This window comes from Micromonospora sp. NPDC050417, from assembly GCF_044458865.1.
Classification (GTDB): Bacteria; Actinomycetota; Actinomycetes; order Mycobacteriales; family Micromonosporaceae; genus Micromonospora_G.
In genome coordinates this window covers 1-17,139 of sequence record NZ_JBITIH010000005.1, presented here as the reverse complement: position 1 = coordinate 17,139, position 17,139 = coordinate 1, and the positions used below count along the sequence as shown (strand labels likewise).

Sequence of the window (17,139 nt, the reverse complement as noted above, 5' to 3'; positions counted from 1 at the left end):
AGTACGACCTGGTGGCACCCGTTCTACTGGCGATTTTCTTCATTCCGTCACGCCTGTGCGGCATTTTTTGCCGACGTGACGATGATGTTGACATGGAACAGAGAGTGATCGCCATTGATATGACCATGTAACGGGTGGTGCAGTGTGCGGTACAGAGCGGGAATCTCCGCACCCCCAGGAGGTTTTGCATGCCCTTCCGTACCCTCGTACCCCGGCGATCGTCCCGGCGCCGGACCCTGGCCCTCGCGACGACCCTCGCGATCGGACTCTTCGCCGCGGTGACCGCCCCGGTCTCCGCCGACCCCAAGCCGGACGTGGTCGGCGCCGCCACCAGTGCCGAATACCGGGTGATCGGCCCGCGCACGCTGGACGACCGGAACGCGGTCGCCCGGACCGGCGTGGCGATCAACTACAGCGAGCACGGCATCCTGAACGTCACCGCCACCGCAGCCGAGGTGAAGGCGATCACCGCGCTCGGCTTCACGCTGGAGGCGGTACCGGCACCCCCGTCGCGGGGCGCCACCGATGGGGTGGGCACCTTCGCCTTCCCGCCCGCGGACTCGAACTACCACGACTACGCGGAGCTGACAGCGGTGATCAACCAGGTGGTGTCGGACCACCCGACGATCGCCCGTAAGTCCAGCATCGGCAGCTCGTACGAGGGCCGGGACCTGCCCGTCATCAAGATCTCGGACAACGTCGGTACGGACGAGGCCGAGCCGGAGATCCTGTTCAACTCCCAGCAGCACGCCCGTGAGCACCTGACCGTCGAGATGGCGATCTACCTGCTCAACCTCTTCACCGACAACTACGGTTCCGACTCCCGGATCACCAACATCGTGAACACCCGGGAGATCTGGATCGTGCCGACGGTCAACCCGGACGGCAGCGAGTACGACATCGCCACCGGCTCGTACCGGTCCTGGCGGAAGAACCGGCAGCCGAACAGCGGCTCGTCGAACGTCGGCACCGACCTGAACCGTAACTGGAGCTACAACTGGGGCTGCTGCGGCGGCTCCTCCGGCTCGACCTCGTCGGAGACGTACCGCGGCCCGTCCGCCTTCTCCGCCCCGGAGACCCAGGCGCTGCGCAACTTCGTCAACAGCCGGGTGGTCAGCGGCACCCAGCAGATCAAGGCGAACATCGACTTCCACACGTACTCGCAGCTGGTGCTCTGGCCGTACGGCTACACCACGGCGAACACCGCGCCAGGACTCGACGCGGACCAGGAGGCGACGTTCCGGACCCTCGGCCAGCAGATGGCCGCCACCAACGGCTACACCCCGGAGCAGTCCTCCGACCTCTACATCACCGACGGCGACAGCATCGACTGGATGTGGGGTCAGCACAAGATCTGGGCGTACACCTTCGAGATGTACCCGGGCCCGTCCGGCGGCGGCGGCTTCTACCCACCCGACGAGGTCATCCCCGCGCAGACCTCCCGCAACCGGGAGGCGGTGCTGTTGCTCAGCGAGGCCGCCGACTGCCCGTACCGGGTGATCGGCAAGCAGGCGCAGTACTGCGGCGGCGGCGGGGGCGGTACCACCGTCTGGTCGGACACGTTCGAGACCGCGACCGGCTGGACCGTCAACCCGTCCGCCACGGACACCGCCACCTCCGGCGTCTGGGAGCGGGGGACCGCCCAGGCGACCAACTCCAGCGGCGCCAAGCAGCTCGCCCCGGCGGGCGGCAGCAACGACCTGGTGACCGGTCGGCTCGCCGGCACCGCCGCCGGTGATTACGACATCGACGGCGGGCTGACCAGTGCCCGTTCGCCTGCGGTGACATTGCCGAGCAGCGGCACGCTGACCCTCTCGCTCAACTGGTACCTCGCGCACGGTGCGAACTCGTCCTCGGCGGACTTCTTCCGGGTCAGCGTGGTGCACAACAGCGGTACCACCGCCCTGCTCACCCAGGCCGGGGCGGCGAGCAACCGCGACGGCGCGTGGACGTCGGCGAACCTCAACCTCTCCGCGTACGCGGGCCAGTCGGTCCGGATCCTGGTGGAGGCGACCGACGCCTCCGGCGCGAGCCTGGTCGAGGCGGGCGTGGACAACGTGACGATCACCAGCTCCTGATCACATCCGCGCGACACTGCCCCGTCGACCGGTGACCGGTCGACGGGGCAGCCGTCGGTGGCGTCGTCAGACCAACCGGCGTCGCCAGCGGGACCAGCGTCGTCGGCGCAACCGGCGTCGTCAGCTGAACCGGCGACCCTCGTCCCGCCGGTACGCCCACCCGGCGGTGGACGCCAGCACCACGACCCAGACACCGAGCATGACCAGCGCGGTGGTGTCCGGCCGGAAGTCGCCGACCGCCGCCCACATCAGCTCGACCGCACCCCGGGTCGGCAGGTAGGGAGCAATCGTCTCGATGAACGCGGGCGCGTCGCCGGGGGAGGAGAGCAGGCCGCCACCGAAGGCGAGCGGGAAGAAGACGATCTGCGCCACCACGATCGCGGCCTTGCTTGGCAGCGCGTACCCGATGGTGAGCCCCAGCAGCGTGAACGGCACCGCGGCCACGACCACCGCGCCGAGCGCGAGCAGGAACGAGGCGGGCGTGATCGTTGCCGCGGTGGCGACCGCCGCTATGACCACCACCGGGATCAGCGAGACGAAGGTGAGCGCCAGGCCGGCGAGGATCCGGCCGGCGAAGCGTGGGGCCGGTCCGGTCGGCAGCGTACGGGTGTAGGGGTCCCAGGGCTGGGCGCGGTCCTCGGCCACGCCGATGCCGTACTGGAAGATGTTGCTGCTCATCACCGCGAAGGTGACCATCGAGGCGGTGGCGAAGGTGGCCCCGACCGGGTCGTCGCCGGCGAACGGCACCACGAAGAAGAGCATCGAGGCGGCTGGGAAGAAGGCGCTGCCGATCACCGCGATCGGGATCCGGATCGTCTCCAGGAGTTGGTATCTGGCGTGTACGAGCGCGAGCTGCATGGCGGTTCCCCCGGTCAGGCGGTGATCGGTTGGGCGGCGGACGAGCCGGTGCCGACCGGTTGGCCGGCACCGGCGGTCAGGGTCAGGAACGCCTCTTCCAGCGAGGTGGGCCGGATCTCCAGGTCGGAGAAGGGGACGTTCGACGTGACGAGGTCCCGGACAAGCTGGTCCGCGTCCGCGGTGAGCAGGTGGGTGCGCCCGTCGGTTCGCTCGACGCCGAGCACGCCCGGCAGCGCCGGCAGGTCGGCGACGGTCAGGCTGACCCGGCGTACGCCGACGATGTCGCGGATCGCCCCGACCGTGTCGTCGGCGAGCACCCGCCCTTGGCCGAGCACCACCACCCGCTGGGCGAGCGCCTCGACCTCCTCCAGGTAGTGGCTGCTCAGCAGAACCGTCCCACCGTCGGCGTGGTAGGCCCGGATGGCGGCCCAGAGGCTGTGCCGGGCCTCCACGTCGAGGCCGGTGGTCGGCTCGTCCAGGATCACCAGCTCCGGGCGTCCGACGAAGGCCAGGGCGATGGCGAGCCGCCGTTTCTGCCCGCCGGAGAGCCCGCCGGTCTGGCGTCGGGCCAGGTCGGTGATGCCGAACTGGTCGAGCAACTCGGCCCGGGGGATCGGGTTGGTGTAGTGCGCGGAGACGAAGTCGACCACCTCGCCGACCCGCAGGGTCGGGGGCAGGCCGGTCTCCTGTGGGGTCACGCCGAGCCGCTGCCGCCGGCCCGGGTCGCGCGGGTCGCCGCCGAAGAGTTCCACCCGGCCCTCGGTGACCCGGCGTACGCCGACGAGCAGGCTCAACAGGGTGCTCTTGCCGGCACCGTTCGGCCCGAGCAGTCCGACGAGTTCGCCCGCTCCGACCTCGAAGCTGACCTGGTGGAGCGCGGTCACCTCGCCGTACCGGCGGGTGGCCCGTTCTGCGCGGGCGAGAATCATGTCGACTCCTTGGCGGGGGTGGTTGGGTCGAGCAGGGCAAGCAGGGCGGCGGTGTACTCCTCGAATGCCAGTTGCCCGCGCCGGCTGAGCCGGACCAGGGTGGCGGGCGTACGTCCCTGGTGGGTCTTGGTGACCTCGACGTACCGGGCGTCTTCGAGCTTGCGGAGGTGCACCGAGAGGTTGCCGGCGGTCATCCCCAGGATTTCCTGGAGGCGGGGGAAGGTGATCCGGTCGCCCTCGGCGAGAGTGGCCAGCGTCGAGACCACCCGTAGTCGGGCCTGCACATGGATGATCGGGTCGAGTTCGGGCGGCCCGGTCACGAACCGCTCCCGCGCCTGAGCCAGGCGATCACGCCGCCGACCAGCATGCCGCCGCCACCGGCGACCGCGACGATCAGCGCGTGCCAGCCGGGTCCGGCGTACACCCCGATGATGTTGATCAGCGTGAGCCAGATGCCGAGCCGGAACAGGTTGCGGTCCAGCCAGATCGCCCCGCCGGCCAGGTGTAGCACCCCGGTCAGGCCGACCGCGCCGGCCGCCCAGAGGAGTCGGGCGAGGTCGTCCGGCAGGTGGTCGGTGACCCGGCCGAGGGTGACGCCGTAGGTGACGAAGCCGAGCATCCAGGCGATGCCGTACCACTGGCCACGGCGGGACGAGTCACCGGTGACCTGCCCGTACGCCCGGGCGCCGCCGATCGCGCTGAGTGTCCCGGCGGCGGCGAGCAGGATGAAGAGCGCGGTCAGCGGCAGCCACTCGGGCAGGTTCACGAAGACCCGGTCGTCCGGGCCGAAGCGGAGGAAGAAGAGGGCGAATCCGATCAGCCAGGCGATGCCCCAGGGCCAGTAGACGAGGCGGGGGTCGGGGCTGAGGTGGCGGGCCGCTTCGGCCTGTTGCCGGCGGATCAGCCGCAGGGTCTCGGCCGGGCTGGCCGGCGGCCGGTCGTCATCGTCGAGGATCACGCAAACAACTTTATCGCGCAAAGTGCTTGGTGCGCTCGACCCTGTCGCCGACCCGACCCGACCCGACCCGACTCCGCGGGCCGGTGGTCACTCCCCGCCGAGCAGGCCCACCACGGCCTGTCGGAGAGTGGTCGGCGGACGGCCCAGCAGCCGGTGCAGATCCCCGGTTTGCCGAACGAGTGCCCCGGACCGGGCCAGCCCCATCAGGAAGCCCATCGCACCCGGTGCCTCCCCGGTGGCCTCCCGGTACGTGACCAGCTTGCCGCTGACCTCGCTCAGCACCTCGGCGAGCTGCGGGTACGTCCACGACGGCCCGGTCAGGTCGTACCCCCGGCCCAGGTGCGCGTCATCGGAGAGCACGTTGGCGGCAACCTCGGCGAGATCACTCCGGAACGCCGTGTTGAGGCCACGACCACCCGTACCGCTGGTCAGTTCGCCGGTGTCGACCGCCGCCCGTAGACCGGCGTTGAGGAACGCCTCGCTGTAGAACGGGTGCCGGAGCATGGTGTACGGCAGTCCACTGTCGACGATGGCGCGCTCGGTGACGTGATGGGCGGCGTTCAGGCCCTCACCGCTGCGGTCGGCGCCGAGGAAACTGGTGTAGGCGATAGCCCGTACGCCGCTGCCGGTGGCGGCCTCGATCGTGGCCAGGTGCTGCCGGATCCGGCGGTCCGGGGCCAGTTCGGGGGAGGAGATCAGCAGCAGCCGCTCCGCACCCCGCAGCGCCGAGCGCAGGCTCGCCGGGTCGTCGTAGTCGCCGTGCCGTACCTCGACACCCCACCTGGCCAGATCGGTGGCGCGGGCGGGGTCGCGTACGGCGGCGACAACCCGGTCGGCGGGTACGCGCTTGCACAGTTCCGCGACGACCAGCCGGCCGAGCGCGCCAGATGCGGCGGTGACAACGATCACGTGAGTTCCCTGGAGGCATGGCGAGCGGACTCGTCTGGACGTTCGACGGTCGCCAGGCAACACCGTGCCGCGCGGTCACGCCACCGAATTACCGGGTGTCGATCACCGGGCCGAGCGGTTCGGGGAGTGGGTCGTGGTGGAGCACGGCAAGGCGGGAGACGGCCCGGGTCAGCACCACGTAGAGCCGGTGCAGACCCCGGGACTCGGCGGCCACGATCTGCGCCGGCTCGACGACGATGACGTGGTCGTACTCCAGGCCCTTGACCAGGGTCGCCGGCACCACGGTGACCCGCTCGGTGGCCTCGACGTCGTCGGCGGTCGAGGTGGCGATCCCGGCCTCGGCGAGCGCGCCGGCCAGCCGGTCGACCGCCACGTCCGCGGCGATCACCGCCACCGAGCCCTCGTACGCCAGGGCCGCCCGCACCTCCGTCACCGTCGCCGCGTCCAGGTCGTCCACCGTACGCAGGTCGAGTGCGCCGTCGCGGCGCAGCGACTCGGCCGGCGGAACGTCGACCGCGAGCGACGGCAGCAGCCGGTTGGCGAACGCGACCACCGCCGCCGGCACCCGGAAGCCGATGGTCAGCGGCACCACGGCGGCGTCCGGCTTGCCCAGGTGCGCCAGGGACTCCCGCCAGTCGGTGGCGGCCCACGGCGCGGTGCCCTGGGCGAGGTCGCCGAGGAGGGTGACGGAGCCGTGCACGCTACGGCGGGCGATCGCCCGACACTGCATCGGGGAGAGATCCTGTGCCTCGTCGACGACCACGTGACCGAAGCTGGCCACCCGTTCGATCAGGCCGGCTGCCTCGTCGATCAGGACCGCGTCCGCGGCGCTCCATTTCGCCGCGCGGGCGGCCCGGGGCGGCTTCGCCCAGACCAGGAGTTCCTGTTCGGCGGCGGTGAGCAGGTCGCCAGCGGCGGTGGCGAGCGCGTCGGGGTCGGTGAAGAGGTGGTGCACCAGCCCGTCCGGGGTGAGCGCCGGCCAGGCCGCGTCGAGGAACCCGGTCACCGGTGTGGCCTTGCCCATCCGGCGCAGCCAGGCGTCGTTCGGGGACTCGCCCCGGCGTGCCTCGGCCTGCCGTTGCAGCAGGCTGACCACCCGGGCCCGGACCCGTTCGCGGCCGAGGCCGTACGGCAGCCGCTCCCGGCGAGCCTCGTCGACCACTCGGCGCAGCACCTCGGCCCCGATCCGCCAGCGGAACGAACCGTCCGAGACGGTGATCGACTCCTCGGGTTTGCGGATGTGGGCGTCAACCGCCCGGCGCAGCACCTCGGCCATCCGTACGTCGTGTTTGAGCGCGGCGACGGCCGGGGTGTCGCTGCCCCGGACGGCGACGGTGCGTCCACGCTCCCCGAACTCCGGCCGGACGGAGGCGGCGGTGACCAGGTCCTCGACCGTTGCCTGGGCTACCTCCACCTCACCGAGCGCGGGGAGTACGGCGGCGATGTAGGACAGGAACGCCCGGTTCGGCCCGACGATGAGTACGCCGGAACGGCGCAGCCGTTCGCGGTGCAGGTAGAGCAGGTACGCGGCGCGGTGCAGCCCGACGGCCGTCTTGCCGGTGCCGGGTGCCCCCTGTACGCAGATCGAGGTCTCCAGTTCGGCCCGGACCAGTTCGTCCTGCTCCGGCTGGATGGTGGCGACGATGTCGCGCATCGGGCCGACGCGGGGGCGTTCGATCTCGGCGGTGAGGATCCGGGAGGCGGTGCCGAGCTCCTCGCCCCGGTCCAGGTGCTCGTCTTCGAAGCTGGTCAGGACGCCGGCGCTGAAGCCGAAGCGGCGCCGGGTGGCGACGCCCTGCGGGTCGCGGACACTGGCCCGGTAGAACGACCGGGAGACCGGTGCCCGCCAGTCCAGCACCATCGGCTCGCCGAGGTCGTCGGTGATGTGCCGCCGACCGATGTGGTAGTCGACCTCGGGAAAGGTGAGTCGACCGAAGAAGAGCGGGGTGGTCGGGTCGTCGGCGAGTTCGGCGACCCGGCGGGAGAGCGTACGGCCGAGCATTTCCGCCGTGTAGGAGTCACCGGCGACGTTCTCGCCGGTGCTGAAGAGGGCCTCGGCGCGTTGTCGCATCCGGTGCAGGGCGGCACGGGAGGCGGCGAGATGTTCGCGTTCCGAGGTGAGGTCGGTTTCGAGTGCGGGCACGTTGACGTCCTGTCGGATCACCTGCTGCTCGCTCGCGTGTCCGGGGGCGGTTGGCCGGCACCCGGCGCGGGGACGTCCGCTGCGGTGGCTACCTCACCGCGGCCGTCAAGCGACCACCCACAGTACGCCCACCCAACCGCACCGCTCCACCGAATTACGCGCGCGAGAGTAGGAGGGGCCCCTTCCTCTACAGAATCCGATAACAAGGGGCCCTTCCTTCTCCGGCTGTGCGGGGTTGGCCACTTCGTTGGTGACTGGTGGAGCGACTGCCCGGGACGGCGGTTACGGTGGAGTTCATGGGTGATCTTCAGCGACCTCGGGTAGGGCACATCCAGTTTCTCAACTGCCTGCCGATCTACTGGGGGTTGATGCGGTCCGGGGCGTTGATCGACTTCGACCTGCACAAGGACACGCCGGAGCGGCTCAGCGCCGCCCTGGTCGCGGGTGACCTGGACATCGGCCCGATCACCCTGGTCGAGTATCTGCGTCACGCCGACGAACTGCTCCTCCTGCCGGACCTCGCGGTCGGCAGCGACGGCCCGGTGCTCTCGGTGAACGTCGTCTCCACCCGGCCGCTGGCCGACCTGGACGGGGCCCGGGTGGCGCTCGGCTCGACCTCCCGTACCGGGGTGCTGCTGGCCCAGATGCTGCTCGCCGACCGGTACGGCGTACGGCCCGACTACTTCACCTGTCCGCCCGACCTGACCCAGATGCTGCTTGAAGCCGACGCCGGGGTGCTGATCGGCGATGTCGCGCTCCGCGCGCTCTACGAGGCGCCGGGGCGGGGGCTGTCGGTCACCGACCTCGGACAGGCGTGGCGCGACTGGACCGGGCTACCCATGGTCTTCGCCGTCTGGGCCGTACGGCGCGACTTCGCCGCCGCCCACCCGGGCCGGGTCAAGGAGGTGCACCAGGCGTTCCTGCGCTCCCGTGACCTCTGCGTCGCCGAGTTGGACGAGGTGGCCGAGGCGGCGGCCCGCTGGGAGCCGTTCGACGCCGCGACCCTGGCGTCCTACTTCCGGGTGCTCGACTTCTCCCTCGGCGAGCGCCAGGTCGGCGGGTTGCGGGAGTTCGCCCGTCGTGCCGCGGCGATCGGTGCCACGCCGCCGTTGCCCGAGCACGGTCCGGCCTTCTTCGCCGGCTGAGGCCGGGGCTCAGTCCGTACGGAGCTGCGCGGCGATCTGCTCGCAGATCTTGAAGCCGTGGGAGTAGCCGAGTTCGATCGGGTAACGGGTCATCACGCCCATGGTCCAGCCGTCCCCGATGGCCAGGCAGTTCACGTTCACCTCCTGCTCGGCGGTACGTTCGACCCAGCCGTTCTTGATCGCGATCGTCTTCTGGACGATCGCCGGGAAGGCCTTGCGGATACCGAAGTCGCCTGAACCCCGGACCGCCCGCATCTCGTCGAGCAGCCACTTCGTCCAGGTGGGGCCGGCGGCCCGGCCGTCGCCGATGCAGGCGGCGAGCCGGGTGACGTCCCGGGGCGAGAGCGCCGTACGGCTCCAGCCGCCGTTGGCCCTGCTGTCGGTCAGCTTGCAGATGCTGATCAATCGCTTGATCGAGGCGGACCCGCCGATCGTCTGGTAGAGCGAGGTGGCGGCGGCGTTGTCGCTGTCCCGGATCATGATCCGAACCTGGTGCAGTTGGGTGTCGGTTGGCTTCCTGTCGGCCTCGGCGGCCCGGCGCAGGAAGTCCGCGCCGATCCATGCCTTGATCAGGGAAGCGGTGGCATTGGTCTCGCCCATGTTGCCCGAGCCGTGGATCTCACCGGTCCTGGTGTCCTGGAGGGCCCAGGCCCACCAGCCCTTTGCGTCGATCTTGACGTCGGTGGGGTGCAGCGCGAGCGGCGGCAGTTCCGGGCTCGGCGTCGGCGTCGGCGTGGGTGTCGGGGTCGGGGTCGCTGGAACCACCCGCTTGCCGGCGGAGGCGGTGCCGGCCATCTCCGGGGCGTCGGCCCACTCCACAGCGGCGCGGACCGCCAGTGGAGATCCCGGCAGAAACCCGAGCACGGCAAAGACCAGGGCCAGGAGTACGCCGGTGATGACGATGATCCGCAGTGGCGTGATCTGCCTGGCGCCCTGGTCGTCGGTCCTGTGCGGCGTGGCCATCAGTTCGCCCCTCCCGTGCCGGCCCGGGCTGCTTTACCCACCGGCACGGGCACCTTGAGGGCGGCGCCGGGCTGCGGGGTGACCAGTTGGGTGGCCACGCTGGCGCAGAGCTGCGCGCCGTGGTCCAGCCCTCGACGCTGTGGATAGCGCAACAGCACCGCGAGCACCCAGTCGTCCGCCAGCGCGAGGCAGTTGAGGTGCCACGACCCGTCCGCACCGATCATCGTCCAGCCGTTCTTGATCGAGATCGGGCCCTGGTCGGTGATCTCCCTGGGCAGGCCGTCGATGATTCCCCACCGGCCACCGCCGCTGGTGCTGCGTTGGTCTTCGGCCGCGGTGCTGCCTCTCACCCGGCTCATCTCGTCGAGGACCCACCGGGTCCACTTCGGTCCGGCGGCGGTGCCGTTCTTGACGCACTCACCCATTCGGACCGCGTCCCGGGCGGAGATCGCCGTGTAGCTCCACCAGACCGCGTCGTCGCCGGGTGGGATCACCGGTTTCGTCTCGGTCAGCCCGCACATCTTGATCATGCGGTCGATCACCGGTCGACCACCGCCCAGTCGGAACAGGGTCTCGGCCGCGCGGTCGTCGCTGTCCAGGATGGCTCGGGAGGCGTCGCGTAGCCGCGCCGCCGGGGGTTGCCGGTCGCCGAGCCGCCGGAGGTAGTCCGACACCAGCCAGGCTTTGATCATCGACTGGCTGGTGTTGGTGGCGGCCCGGTTCGGCGAGCCGGAGATCGTGCCGGTGTCGCGGTCGAGCAGGGCCCAGGCGAAGAAGCCGTCGTCGACCCGGATGTCCACCGGGGCGGTGGCGAGCGTCGGCGGCGGTGGCGGGGCGGCGGGCGGGACCGGGGCGGCGGCAGTGGCCGGGGCTGCCGGGGTCGGCCCGGGCACCGGGCGGGCGGTCTCCCGGGCGTACGTGGCCGGCACGCTCCCGGCGACGAGGGTCGCGAGGGCGAGCACCGTGATCACACGAGGGCGCATGAGCGGTCGAACTCCACGAAGTCGGGTCCCCGGGGGAGTGGGGCGTACGCGCTTGGGGTGTGGTCCTGCTCGGGTCTGGCTGTCTGGTGCTGTCGATCCCGACGACCCCCTCGTTGTCCGGTCGCACCGGCCGTGACCTGCCCGGGAGTGATGGGGGCCGACTCGGAAAGCTTACGTGACCAGGGTCGATGTATCCGATGGGCATTGCATGAAGTTCCGGTAAAGACACGCCGATATATCCCTTATGGGATAAGGGTTTGTGCGAGTCGATCTTCGAAAGTCAGAGGCGTTTTGTCCAACTTGGACCAATTTGCAGGGTTGTGTAAGTAATTGGTTACCCAGAGTGTTCGTCCCTCATTTCCTGTGACACCCCCTGGCCTACTCATGTTTGAGCTGTAACACTGTGGGTGTGTACGGCAATGACTTCTCCGATGCGTCCGACGAGCCGGCCGATGGCTTGATCGGCCAGGTCGAGGCGGCTGAGGCGGCGTTGCGGGCTGCGGCCACGCAGGCGCGGCCCGGGGCCGGCGTCGATCTGTCCGAGGCGAGCGAAAGTGATCTCGACTACTACTTCACCGCCGTGATCGAGGCGGACCAGAAGATCGAACCCCGGGACTGGATGCCCGACTCCTACCGGAAGACGTTGATCCGCCAGATCGCCCAGCATGCCCACTCCGAGATCATCGGCATGCAGCCAGAGGGCAACTGGATCAGCCGTGCCCCCTCGCTCAAGCGCAAGGCGATCCTGTTGGCAAAGGTCCAGGACGAGGCCGGGCACGGCCTCTACCTCTACGCCGCCGCCGAGACGCTCGGGATCAGCCGGGACGAACTTGTCGACATGCTGCTCGAAGGCCGCCAGAAATACAGCTCGATCTTCAACTACCCCACCCTGACCTGGGCCGACGTTGGTGCCATCGGGTGGCTGGTGGATGGTGCGGCGATCGTCAACCAGGTGCCGCTGTGCCGGTGCTCGTACGGGCCGTACGCCCGCGCCATGATCCGGGTCTGCAAGGAGGAGTCCTTCCACCAGCGTCAGGGCTACGAGATCCTGCACACCCTGTCCCACGGCACCCCGGACCAGCAGGCCATGGCCCAGGACGCGGTGGACCGCTGGTGGTACCCGTCGTTGGCGATGTTCGGTCCACCCGATGGCGACTCGACCCACTCCGCCCAGTCCATGGCCTGGAAGATCAAGCGCTTCTCCAACGACGAACTGCGACAACGCTTCGTCGACATGTGTGTACAGCAGGCCGGCTTCCTCGGTCTCCGGCTGCCCGACCCGGATCTGCGCTGGAACGAGCAGCGCCAGGCACACGACTACACCCAGCCGGACTACGCGGAGCTGATGCGAGTGATCAAGGGCGATGGGCCGTGCAACCGGCAACGGATCGACCACCGCCGTCGGGCGCACACCGAGGGCGCCTGGGTACGTGAGGCCGCCACCGCGTACGCCGCCAAGCGCGCCGCCCGCACCCTGGAGCCGGCCCGATGAGCGAGTCGTCGCCGTTGTGGGAGGTGTTCGTACGGGCCCGGCGGGGTCTGTCCCACACACACGTCGGCAGCCTCCACGCGCCCGACGCAGAACTGGCCCTGCGTAACGCCCGGGACCTCTACACCCGGCGCCAGGAGGGCGTATCCATCTGGGTGGTGCCGGCGGGTGCGATCACCGCGTCCAGCCCGGACGAGAAGGACGCCTTCTTCGAACCGGCCGCCGACAAGATCTACCGCCACCCGACCTTCTACGAGGTGCCCGACGGGGTGGCTCACCTGTGACCACCTCAGTCGAACACCTGCTCCAGCTCGGCGACGACGCCCTCGTCGCCGCGCAACGGCTCGGGGAGTGGGCCGCCACCGCGCCCGAGATGGAAGAGGACATCGCGCTGGCCAACATCGCGCTCGACCAACTCGGCGCGGCACGGCTGCTGCTGTCGTACGCGGGCGAGCGGGAAGGCGCCGGCCGGGACGAGGACGCCCTGGCGTACCTGCGCGACGATCGGCAGTACCGCAACTGCCTGCTCGTGGAACTCCCCAACGGCGACTTCGCGGTCACCATGGCGAAGCTGCTCTTCCTCGCCGCGTACCAACTCCCGCTCTACACCGCGCTGAGCCGGTGCGGCGACGAGCGGCTCGCCGCCATCGGCGACAAGGCCCGCAAGGAGTCGGCGTACCACCTCGACCACGCCTCACTCTGGACCATCCGGCTCGGCGACGGCACCGACGAGTCACACCACCGGATGCAGGCGGCGATCGACCAGATCTGGCCGTACACGCACGAACTCCTCGCCGCCGACCTCCAGGGGCCGGTCGACCCGTCCAGCCTGCGGCCCGCCTTCATGAACACGGTCGACGCCGTGCTGACCGAGGCGACGCTGGTACGCCCGGCCGACGGCTGGGCGCCGACCGGTGGACGCTCAGGGGTGCACACCGAGCATCTCTCGTACCTGCTGGCCGAGATGCAGGTGCTGCACCGGGCGCATCCCGGTGCGCGCTGGTGACGCCGTGACGGAGCTGACGGTGAGCCCGTGGACAGCGGCGGCGGCCGTGGTCGACCCGGAGATCCGGGTGCTGACCATCGAGGAACTCGGCATCCTGCGCAACGTGCGGCAGGACCCGGGAACCAGCCGGGTGACCGTGACGATCACCCCCACCTACACCGGCTGCCCGGCGATGGACGTCATCCGGGAGGACATCCGGATCGCCCTCGCCGCCGCCGGCTACCCGGACGTCGAGGTCGAGACCGTCTACGCGCCGGCCTGGAGCACCGACTGGGTCTCCGAGTCCGGCCGGGCCAAACTCGCCGCCGCCGGCATCGCCCCGCCGGGACCCGCGCCCTCGGCGGACGGCCCGGTGCCGCTGCGGCTGACCGTACGCTGCCCGCGTTGCGACTCGGTCGACACCGAGCAGGTCAGCCGGTTCGGCTCCACCGCCTGCAAGGCGCTCTGGCGCTGCCGCGCCTGCCGTGAACCGTTCGATCAGATGAAGGCGTTATGAGCAGCGTGACCATCACCCGTCCGGTACGCCGCCGGCCGGTCTTCCACCCGCTACCGGTCACCGCCGTGGACCGGCTCACCGACGACGCGGTCGCGATCACCTTCGCGGTCCCGGACGACCTGCGGGAGACCTTCGCGTTCCAGGCCGGACAGCACCTCACCGTGCGGCGACGCGACGAACACTCCGGTGACGAGGTGCGCCGGTCGTACTCCATCTGCTCCACTCCGTCCGAGTTGGCCGGGCACGGCCGGCTCCGGATCGGGGTCCGCGAGATTCCCGGCGGTGCCTTCTCAGGCTTCGCCGGACGTCTGCTCCGCGCCGGCGACACGGTCGAGGTGATGCCGCCGCTCGGGCACTTCAGTACCGCGCCGCACCCGGACCGGACCCGGCACTACGCCGCAGTGGTGGCCGGCTCGGGGATCACGCCGGTGCTCTCGCTGATCGCGACCGCCCTCGCCGTCGAACCGGCGAGCACCTTCACCCTGGTGTACGGCAACCGCAACGCGCGCAGCGTCATGTTCACCGAGGAACTGGCCGACCTGAAGGACCGCTACCCGTCCCGGCTGCACCTGATCCACGTGCTCTCCCGGGAGCCCGGTGAGTCGCCGCTGCTCTCCGGTCGGGTCGACGCCGACCGGCTGCGTCGGCTGCTGGACCACCTGGTGCCAGCCGGGCGGATCGACGAGTGGTTCCTCTGCGGCCCGTACGGGATGGTCACCGACGCCCGGGACGTGCTCGCCGCTCGCGCAGTCGCGGCCGAGGCCGTACACACCGAGTTGTTCCATGTCGACGAGCCGCCCGCGCCGCCGGTGCGGCCGACCACGGCGGCGACCGCCGGCACCGACGTGACCATCGTGCTGGACGGTCGGGCCTCGTCGTTCCGGATGGACCGGACCGAGCGGGTGCTCGACGCCGCGCTCAAGGTACGCGGGGAACTGCCGTACGCGTGCAAGGGCGGGGTCTGTTCGACCTGCCGGGCGAAGGTGGTGACCGGCGAGGTGTCGATGGCGCGCAACTACGCGCTGGAGCCGGAGGAGGTCGCCGCTGGTTATGTCCTGACCTGCCAGTCCAGCCCGGTCGGCGACCGCCTCGTGATCGACTACGACGCCTGACCGGTGGCCGGGCCGGCGTCCGCCGTCGGCACCTCTGCCGCCGTTGCCGGCCCGGTGGCTGTCGCCGGCTCCGCTGCGGGTTCGGCGGCCTGGCGTACCGCCATGATCCGGTGTGCTCCCAGCACCGCACCCACCCCGATGAAGAACAGCGACGGCATTACGGCGATCGGGGCGGAGTGTCGCCACGCCCAGCGTCGTAACCGGGCCGACCGGGTATCCGCGCCCGGGTCGCTGTCACTGGTCTGGGGCCACCCGCCACGCGTGTCGATCATCGCGTCGAAGCCTGGGGGTTCGCCCCGAACCCGGTTGTCCCGTCGAGGCTCGATCGCCTCGCGGTGACCGATCGGGGGACCCGTGCCGGGATGATCGACCTCCGGAGGGGGCCCGACGCCGGCTTGACCCGGCCGATTGCGGGCGCCCCCCGGGCCGGCCAGTACGCTCGGAGCTGTGACTGGGAGCCGCGAGATCGACAACATCCTGCAACGTGGTGCCGACGGTGGGCGGATCACGCCCGAGGAGGCGTTGCTGCTCTACACCGAGGCGCCGTTCCACGCCCTCGGTGAGGCCGCCGACGCGGTACGCCGCCGCCGGTACCCGGACAACATCGTCACGTACCTCATCGACCGCAATATCAACTACACCAACGTCTGCGTCACGGCGTGCAAGTTCTGCGCGTTCTACCGGGCACCGAAACACGGCGAGGGCTGGACCCACCCCACGGAGGAGATCCTGCGCCGGTGCGGTGAGGCGGTCGAACTCGGTGCGACCCAGGTGATGTTGCAGGGCGGTCACCACCCCGACTACGGCGTGGAGTACTACGAGGAACTCTTCTCCTCGGTCAAGGCGGCGTACCCGCAGTTGGTGATCCACTCGATCGGGCCAAGTGAGATCCTGCACATGGCGAAGGTGTCCGGCGTCTCACTCGACGAGGCGATCCGTCGGATCAAGGTCGCCGGGCTGGACTCGATCGCGGGCGCCGGCGCCGAGATGCTGCCGGACCGGCCGCGCAAGGCGATCGCGCCGTTGAAGGAGTCCGGGCAGCGCTGGCTTGAGGTGATGGAGCTCGCCCACCGTCAGGGGATCGAGTCCACCGCCACGATGATGATGGGGACCGGCGAGACCAACGCCGAACGGATCGAGCACATGCGGATGATCCGCGACGTGCAGGACCGGACGGGCGGGTTCCGGTCGTTCATCCCGTGGACGTACCAGCCCGAGAACAACCACCTCAAGGGGCGGACCCAGGCCACGACCCTGGAATACCTGCGGCTGATCGCGGTGGCCCGGCTCTTCTTCGAGACCGTGCCGCACCTGCAGGCGTCCTGGCTGACCACGGGCAAGGAGGCGGGGCAGCTCGCGCTGCACATGGGCGTCGACGACCTGGGCTCGATCATGCTGGAAGAGAACGTCATCTCCTCGGCCGGTGCCCGGCACCGCTCGAACCTCCAGGACCTGATCTGGATGATCCGGTCCGCCGGCCGGATCCCGGCCCAGCGGGACACCCTCTACCGCCACCTGGCGGTGCACCGCACCCCGGAGGAGGACCCGCGTGACGACCGGGTGGTCTCCCACTTCTCCTCGATCGCCCTGCCGGGCGGAGGGGTGGGCAAGTCGTTACCGTTGGTGGAGGCGAAGTAGGGCTGACGGTCGGCCGCCCAGCATGGGCCGACCGGTTGCCCGGTCGCTCCGGTCGGATGCTGCCACCGGCCGGTCGGGCCGATCAATGGGACATTCCTGAAACGGCAGCGTCGCACGTCATAACGGAAGAGTTACGCGGGTAGCGGCGGGTCGACGGTGATCGCTAACGTCGGTTGTAGTTCCCTTTTCTCCGGGAAACTCCTGGCGATTCTCTGCGCCGCCGCGCCACCATGGCCGCGTCGGTGGTGAATCGCGCGTCCGTACTCCATCGGCCCAGCGGGGCCGTCCACATAACGCAAGTCGGCGGGGGGGGGGGGGGGGGGCCCCCCCCCCCCCCGGGGGGGGGGGGGGGTTTTTTTTTTTGGACGGGTAAAACAAAAAGGGGGGGGGGGGGGGGGGGGGTGGTTTGGTAAAAAAACCAGGCAGGGCCAC

Annotated in this window: 17 protein-coding genes; 8 read left to right on the top strand and 9 right to left on the bottom strand. The window is 70.3% G+C overall.

The annotated features are described in order from the left end of the window. The first annotated feature begins 188 nt into the window (after positions 1-188). The gene (locus tag ACIBF5_RS08470; protein WP_396809457.1) at positions 189-2,078 is read left to right on the top strand and encodes a M14 family zinc carboxypeptidase; all 1,890 of its coding nucleotides are present in this window, start codon (positions 189-191) and stop codon (positions 2,076-2,078) included. A 120-nt stretch (positions 2,079-2,198) separates the two neighbouring features. Here the strand turns inward: ACIBF5_RS08470 and ACIBF5_RS08465 are convergent, their stop codons facing one another. The 6 genes from ACIBF5_RS08465 to ACIBF5_RS08440 all read right to left on the bottom strand — a co-directional run bounded on the left by ACIBF5_RS08465 (position 2,199) and on the right by ACIBF5_RS08440 (position 7,803). After that, positions 2,199-2,936, bottom strand: coding sequence for an ABC transporter permease (locus ACIBF5_RS08465; protein WP_396809455.1), 738 nt, complete (start codon positions 2,934-2,936; stop codon positions 2,199-2,201). Positions 2,937-2,950: 14 nt separating this feature from the next. Then, positions 2,951-3,865 (bottom strand): ABC transporter ATP-binding protein, encoded by a 915-nt coding sequence (locus ACIBF5_RS08460; protein ID WP_396809453.1) that lies wholly within the window; start codon positions 3,863-3,865, stop codon positions 2,951-2,953. After that, a complete protein-coding gene (locus ACIBF5_RS08455; RefSeq protein ID WP_396809451.1) occupies positions 3,862-4,185 on the bottom strand; it encodes a transcriptional regulator in 324 nt (107 codons plus the stop codon). The genes ACIBF5_RS08460 and ACIBF5_RS08455 overlap by 4 nt, the downstream gene beginning before the upstream one ends. Further along, complete coding sequence (locus ACIBF5_RS08450; protein ID WP_396809449.1) at positions 4,182-4,823, bottom strand: transporter; 642 nt, start codon at positions 4,821-4,823, stop codon at positions 4,182-4,184. The genes ACIBF5_RS08455 and ACIBF5_RS08450 overlap by 4 nt, the downstream gene beginning before the upstream one ends. Before the next feature lie 87 nt (positions 4,824-4,910). Then, entirely contained in the window at positions 4,911-5,732 is an 822-nt protein-coding gene (locus tag ACIBF5_RS08445; protein ID WP_396809447.1) for an NmrA family NAD(P)-binding protein, read from the bottom strand. A gap of 88 nt (positions 5,733-5,820) precedes the next feature. Then, complete coding sequence (locus ACIBF5_RS08440) at positions 5,821-7,803, bottom strand: HelD family protein (RefSeq protein WP_396809937.1); 1,983 nt, start codon at positions 7,801-7,803, stop codon at positions 5,821-5,823. Between the two features lie 368 nt (positions 7,804-8,171). Between ACIBF5_RS08440 and ACIBF5_RS08435 the strand changes: the two genes are divergently transcribed. Further along, complete coding sequence (locus tag ACIBF5_RS08435; protein WP_396809445.1) at positions 8,172-9,020, top strand: menaquinone biosynthetic enzyme MqnA/MqnD family protein; 849 nt, start codon at positions 8,172-8,174, stop codon at positions 9,018-9,020. Positions 9,021-9,029: 9 nt separating this feature from the next. Here ACIBF5_RS08435 and ACIBF5_RS08430 read toward each other — a convergent pair whose 3' ends face one another. Both ACIBF5_RS08430 and ACIBF5_RS08425 read right to left on the bottom strand, forming a co-directional pair. Next, positions 9,030-9,983, bottom strand: a complete 954-nt coding sequence (locus ACIBF5_RS08430) for a serine hydrolase (RefSeq protein ID WP_396809443.1) — start codon at positions 9,981-9,983, stop codon at positions 9,030-9,032. Beyond that, entirely contained in the window at positions 9,983-10,966 is a 984-nt protein-coding gene (locus tag ACIBF5_RS08425) for a serine hydrolase (RefSeq protein ID WP_396809441.1), read from the bottom strand. The genes ACIBF5_RS08430 and ACIBF5_RS08425 overlap by 1 nt, the downstream gene beginning before the upstream one ends. Before the next feature lie 409 nt (positions 10,967-11,375). Here ACIBF5_RS08425 and paaA point away from each other — a divergent pair, with 409 nt between their 5' ends. The 5 genes from paaA to paaE are packed head-to-tail and all read left to right on the top strand — an operon-like array spanning position 11,376 to position 15,069. Further along, positions 11,376-12,458: a 1,2-phenylacetyl-CoA epoxidase subunit PaaA gene (gene paaA, locus ACIBF5_RS08420; protein ID WP_396809439.1), complete on the top strand. Its 1,083-nt coding sequence runs from the start codon at positions 11,376-11,378 to the stop codon at positions 12,456-12,458. Then, positions 12,455-12,739, top strand: a complete 285-nt coding sequence (paaB, locus tag ACIBF5_RS08415) for a 1,2-phenylacetyl-CoA epoxidase subunit PaaB (RefSeq protein WP_121158135.1) — start codon at positions 12,455-12,457, stop codon at positions 12,737-12,739. Before paaA ends, paaB begins: the two co-directional genes overlap by 4 nt. Next, positions 12,736-13,461, top strand: coding sequence for a 1,2-phenylacetyl-CoA epoxidase subunit PaaC (gene paaC / locus ACIBF5_RS08410; RefSeq protein WP_396809437.1), 726 nt, complete (start codon positions 12,736-12,738; stop codon positions 13,459-13,461). Before paaB ends, paaC begins: the two co-directional genes overlap by 4 nt. Positions 13,462-13,474: 13 nt before the next feature. Next, positions 13,475-13,957 carry a 1,2-phenylacetyl-CoA epoxidase subunit PaaD gene (paaD, locus tag ACIBF5_RS08405; protein WP_396809935.1) on the top strand — a complete coding sequence of 161 codons (483 nt, stop codon included), beginning with the start codon at positions 13,475-13,477 and terminating at the stop codon, positions 13,955-13,957. Beyond that, the gene (gene paaE, locus ACIBF5_RS08400) at positions 13,954-15,069 is read left to right on the top strand and encodes a 1,2-phenylacetyl-CoA epoxidase subunit PaaE (RefSeq protein ID WP_396809435.1); all 1,116 of its coding nucleotides are present in this window, start codon (positions 13,954-13,956) and stop codon (positions 15,067-15,069) included. The genes paaD and paaE overlap by 4 nt, the downstream gene beginning before the upstream one ends. On the opposite strand, the gene ACIBF5_RS08395 is transcribed toward paaE, so the two are convergent. Then, positions 15,057-15,341, bottom strand: coding sequence for a hypothetical protein (locus ACIBF5_RS08395; protein ID WP_396809433.1), 285 nt, complete (start codon positions 15,339-15,341; stop codon positions 15,057-15,059). The two genes, paaE and ACIBF5_RS08395, sit on opposite strands and share 13 nt — an antisense overlap. 175 nt (positions 15,342-15,516) lie before the next feature. Here ACIBF5_RS08395 and mqnC point away from each other — a divergent pair, with 175 nt between their 5' ends. Beyond that, positions 15,517-16,707, top strand: a complete 1,191-nt coding sequence (mqnC, locus tag ACIBF5_RS08390; RefSeq protein ID WP_396809431.1) for a cyclic dehypoxanthinyl futalosine synthase — start codon at positions 15,517-15,519, stop codon at positions 16,705-16,707. The last annotated feature ends 432 nt before the right edge of the window (positions 16,708-17,139 follow it).

What these genes read in the sequence shown, in the direction of transcription:
- ACIBF5_RS08470 (WP_396809457.1), top strand. Translation starts at nt 189, where the DNA reads ATGCCCTTCCGTACCCTCGTACCCCGGCGATCGTCCCGGCGCCGGACC.
- ACIBF5_RS08465 (WP_396809455.1), bottom strand. Translation starts at nt 2,936, where the DNA reads ATGCAGCTCGCGCTCGTACACGCCAGATACCAACTCCTGGAGACGATC.
- ACIBF5_RS08460 (WP_396809453.1), bottom strand. Translation starts at nt 3,865, where the DNA reads ATGATTCTCGCCCGCGCAGAACGGGCCACCCGCCGGTACGGCGAGGTG.
- ACIBF5_RS08440 (WP_396809937.1), bottom strand. Translation starts at nt 7,803, where the DNA reads ATGCGACAACGCGCCGAGGCCCTCTTCAGCACCGGCGAGAACGTCGCC.
- ACIBF5_RS08435 (WP_396809445.1), top strand. Translation starts at nt 8,172, where the DNA reads ATGGGTGATCTTCAGCGACCTCGGGTAGGGCACATCCAGTTTCTCAAC.
- ACIBF5_RS08430 (WP_396809443.1), bottom strand. Translation starts at nt 9,983, where the DNA reads ATGGCCACGCCGCACAGGACCGACGACCAGGGCGCCAGGCAGATCACG.
- ACIBF5_RS08425 (WP_396809441.1), bottom strand. Translation starts at nt 10,966, where the DNA reads ATGCGCCCTCGTGTGATCACGGTGCTCGCCCTCGCGACCCTCGTCGCC.
- paaB (WP_121158135.1), top strand. Translation starts at nt 12,455, where the DNA reads ATGAGCGAGTCGTCGCCGTTGTGGGAGGTGTTCGTACGGGCCCGGCGG.
- paaE (WP_396809435.1), top strand. Translation starts at nt 13,954, where the DNA reads ATGAGCAGCGTGACCATCACCCGTCCGGTACGCCGCCGGCCGGTCTTC.
- ACIBF5_RS08395 (WP_396809433.1), bottom strand. Translation starts at nt 15,341, where the DNA reads ATGATCGACACGCGTGGCGGGTGGCCCCAGACCAGTGACAGCGACCCG.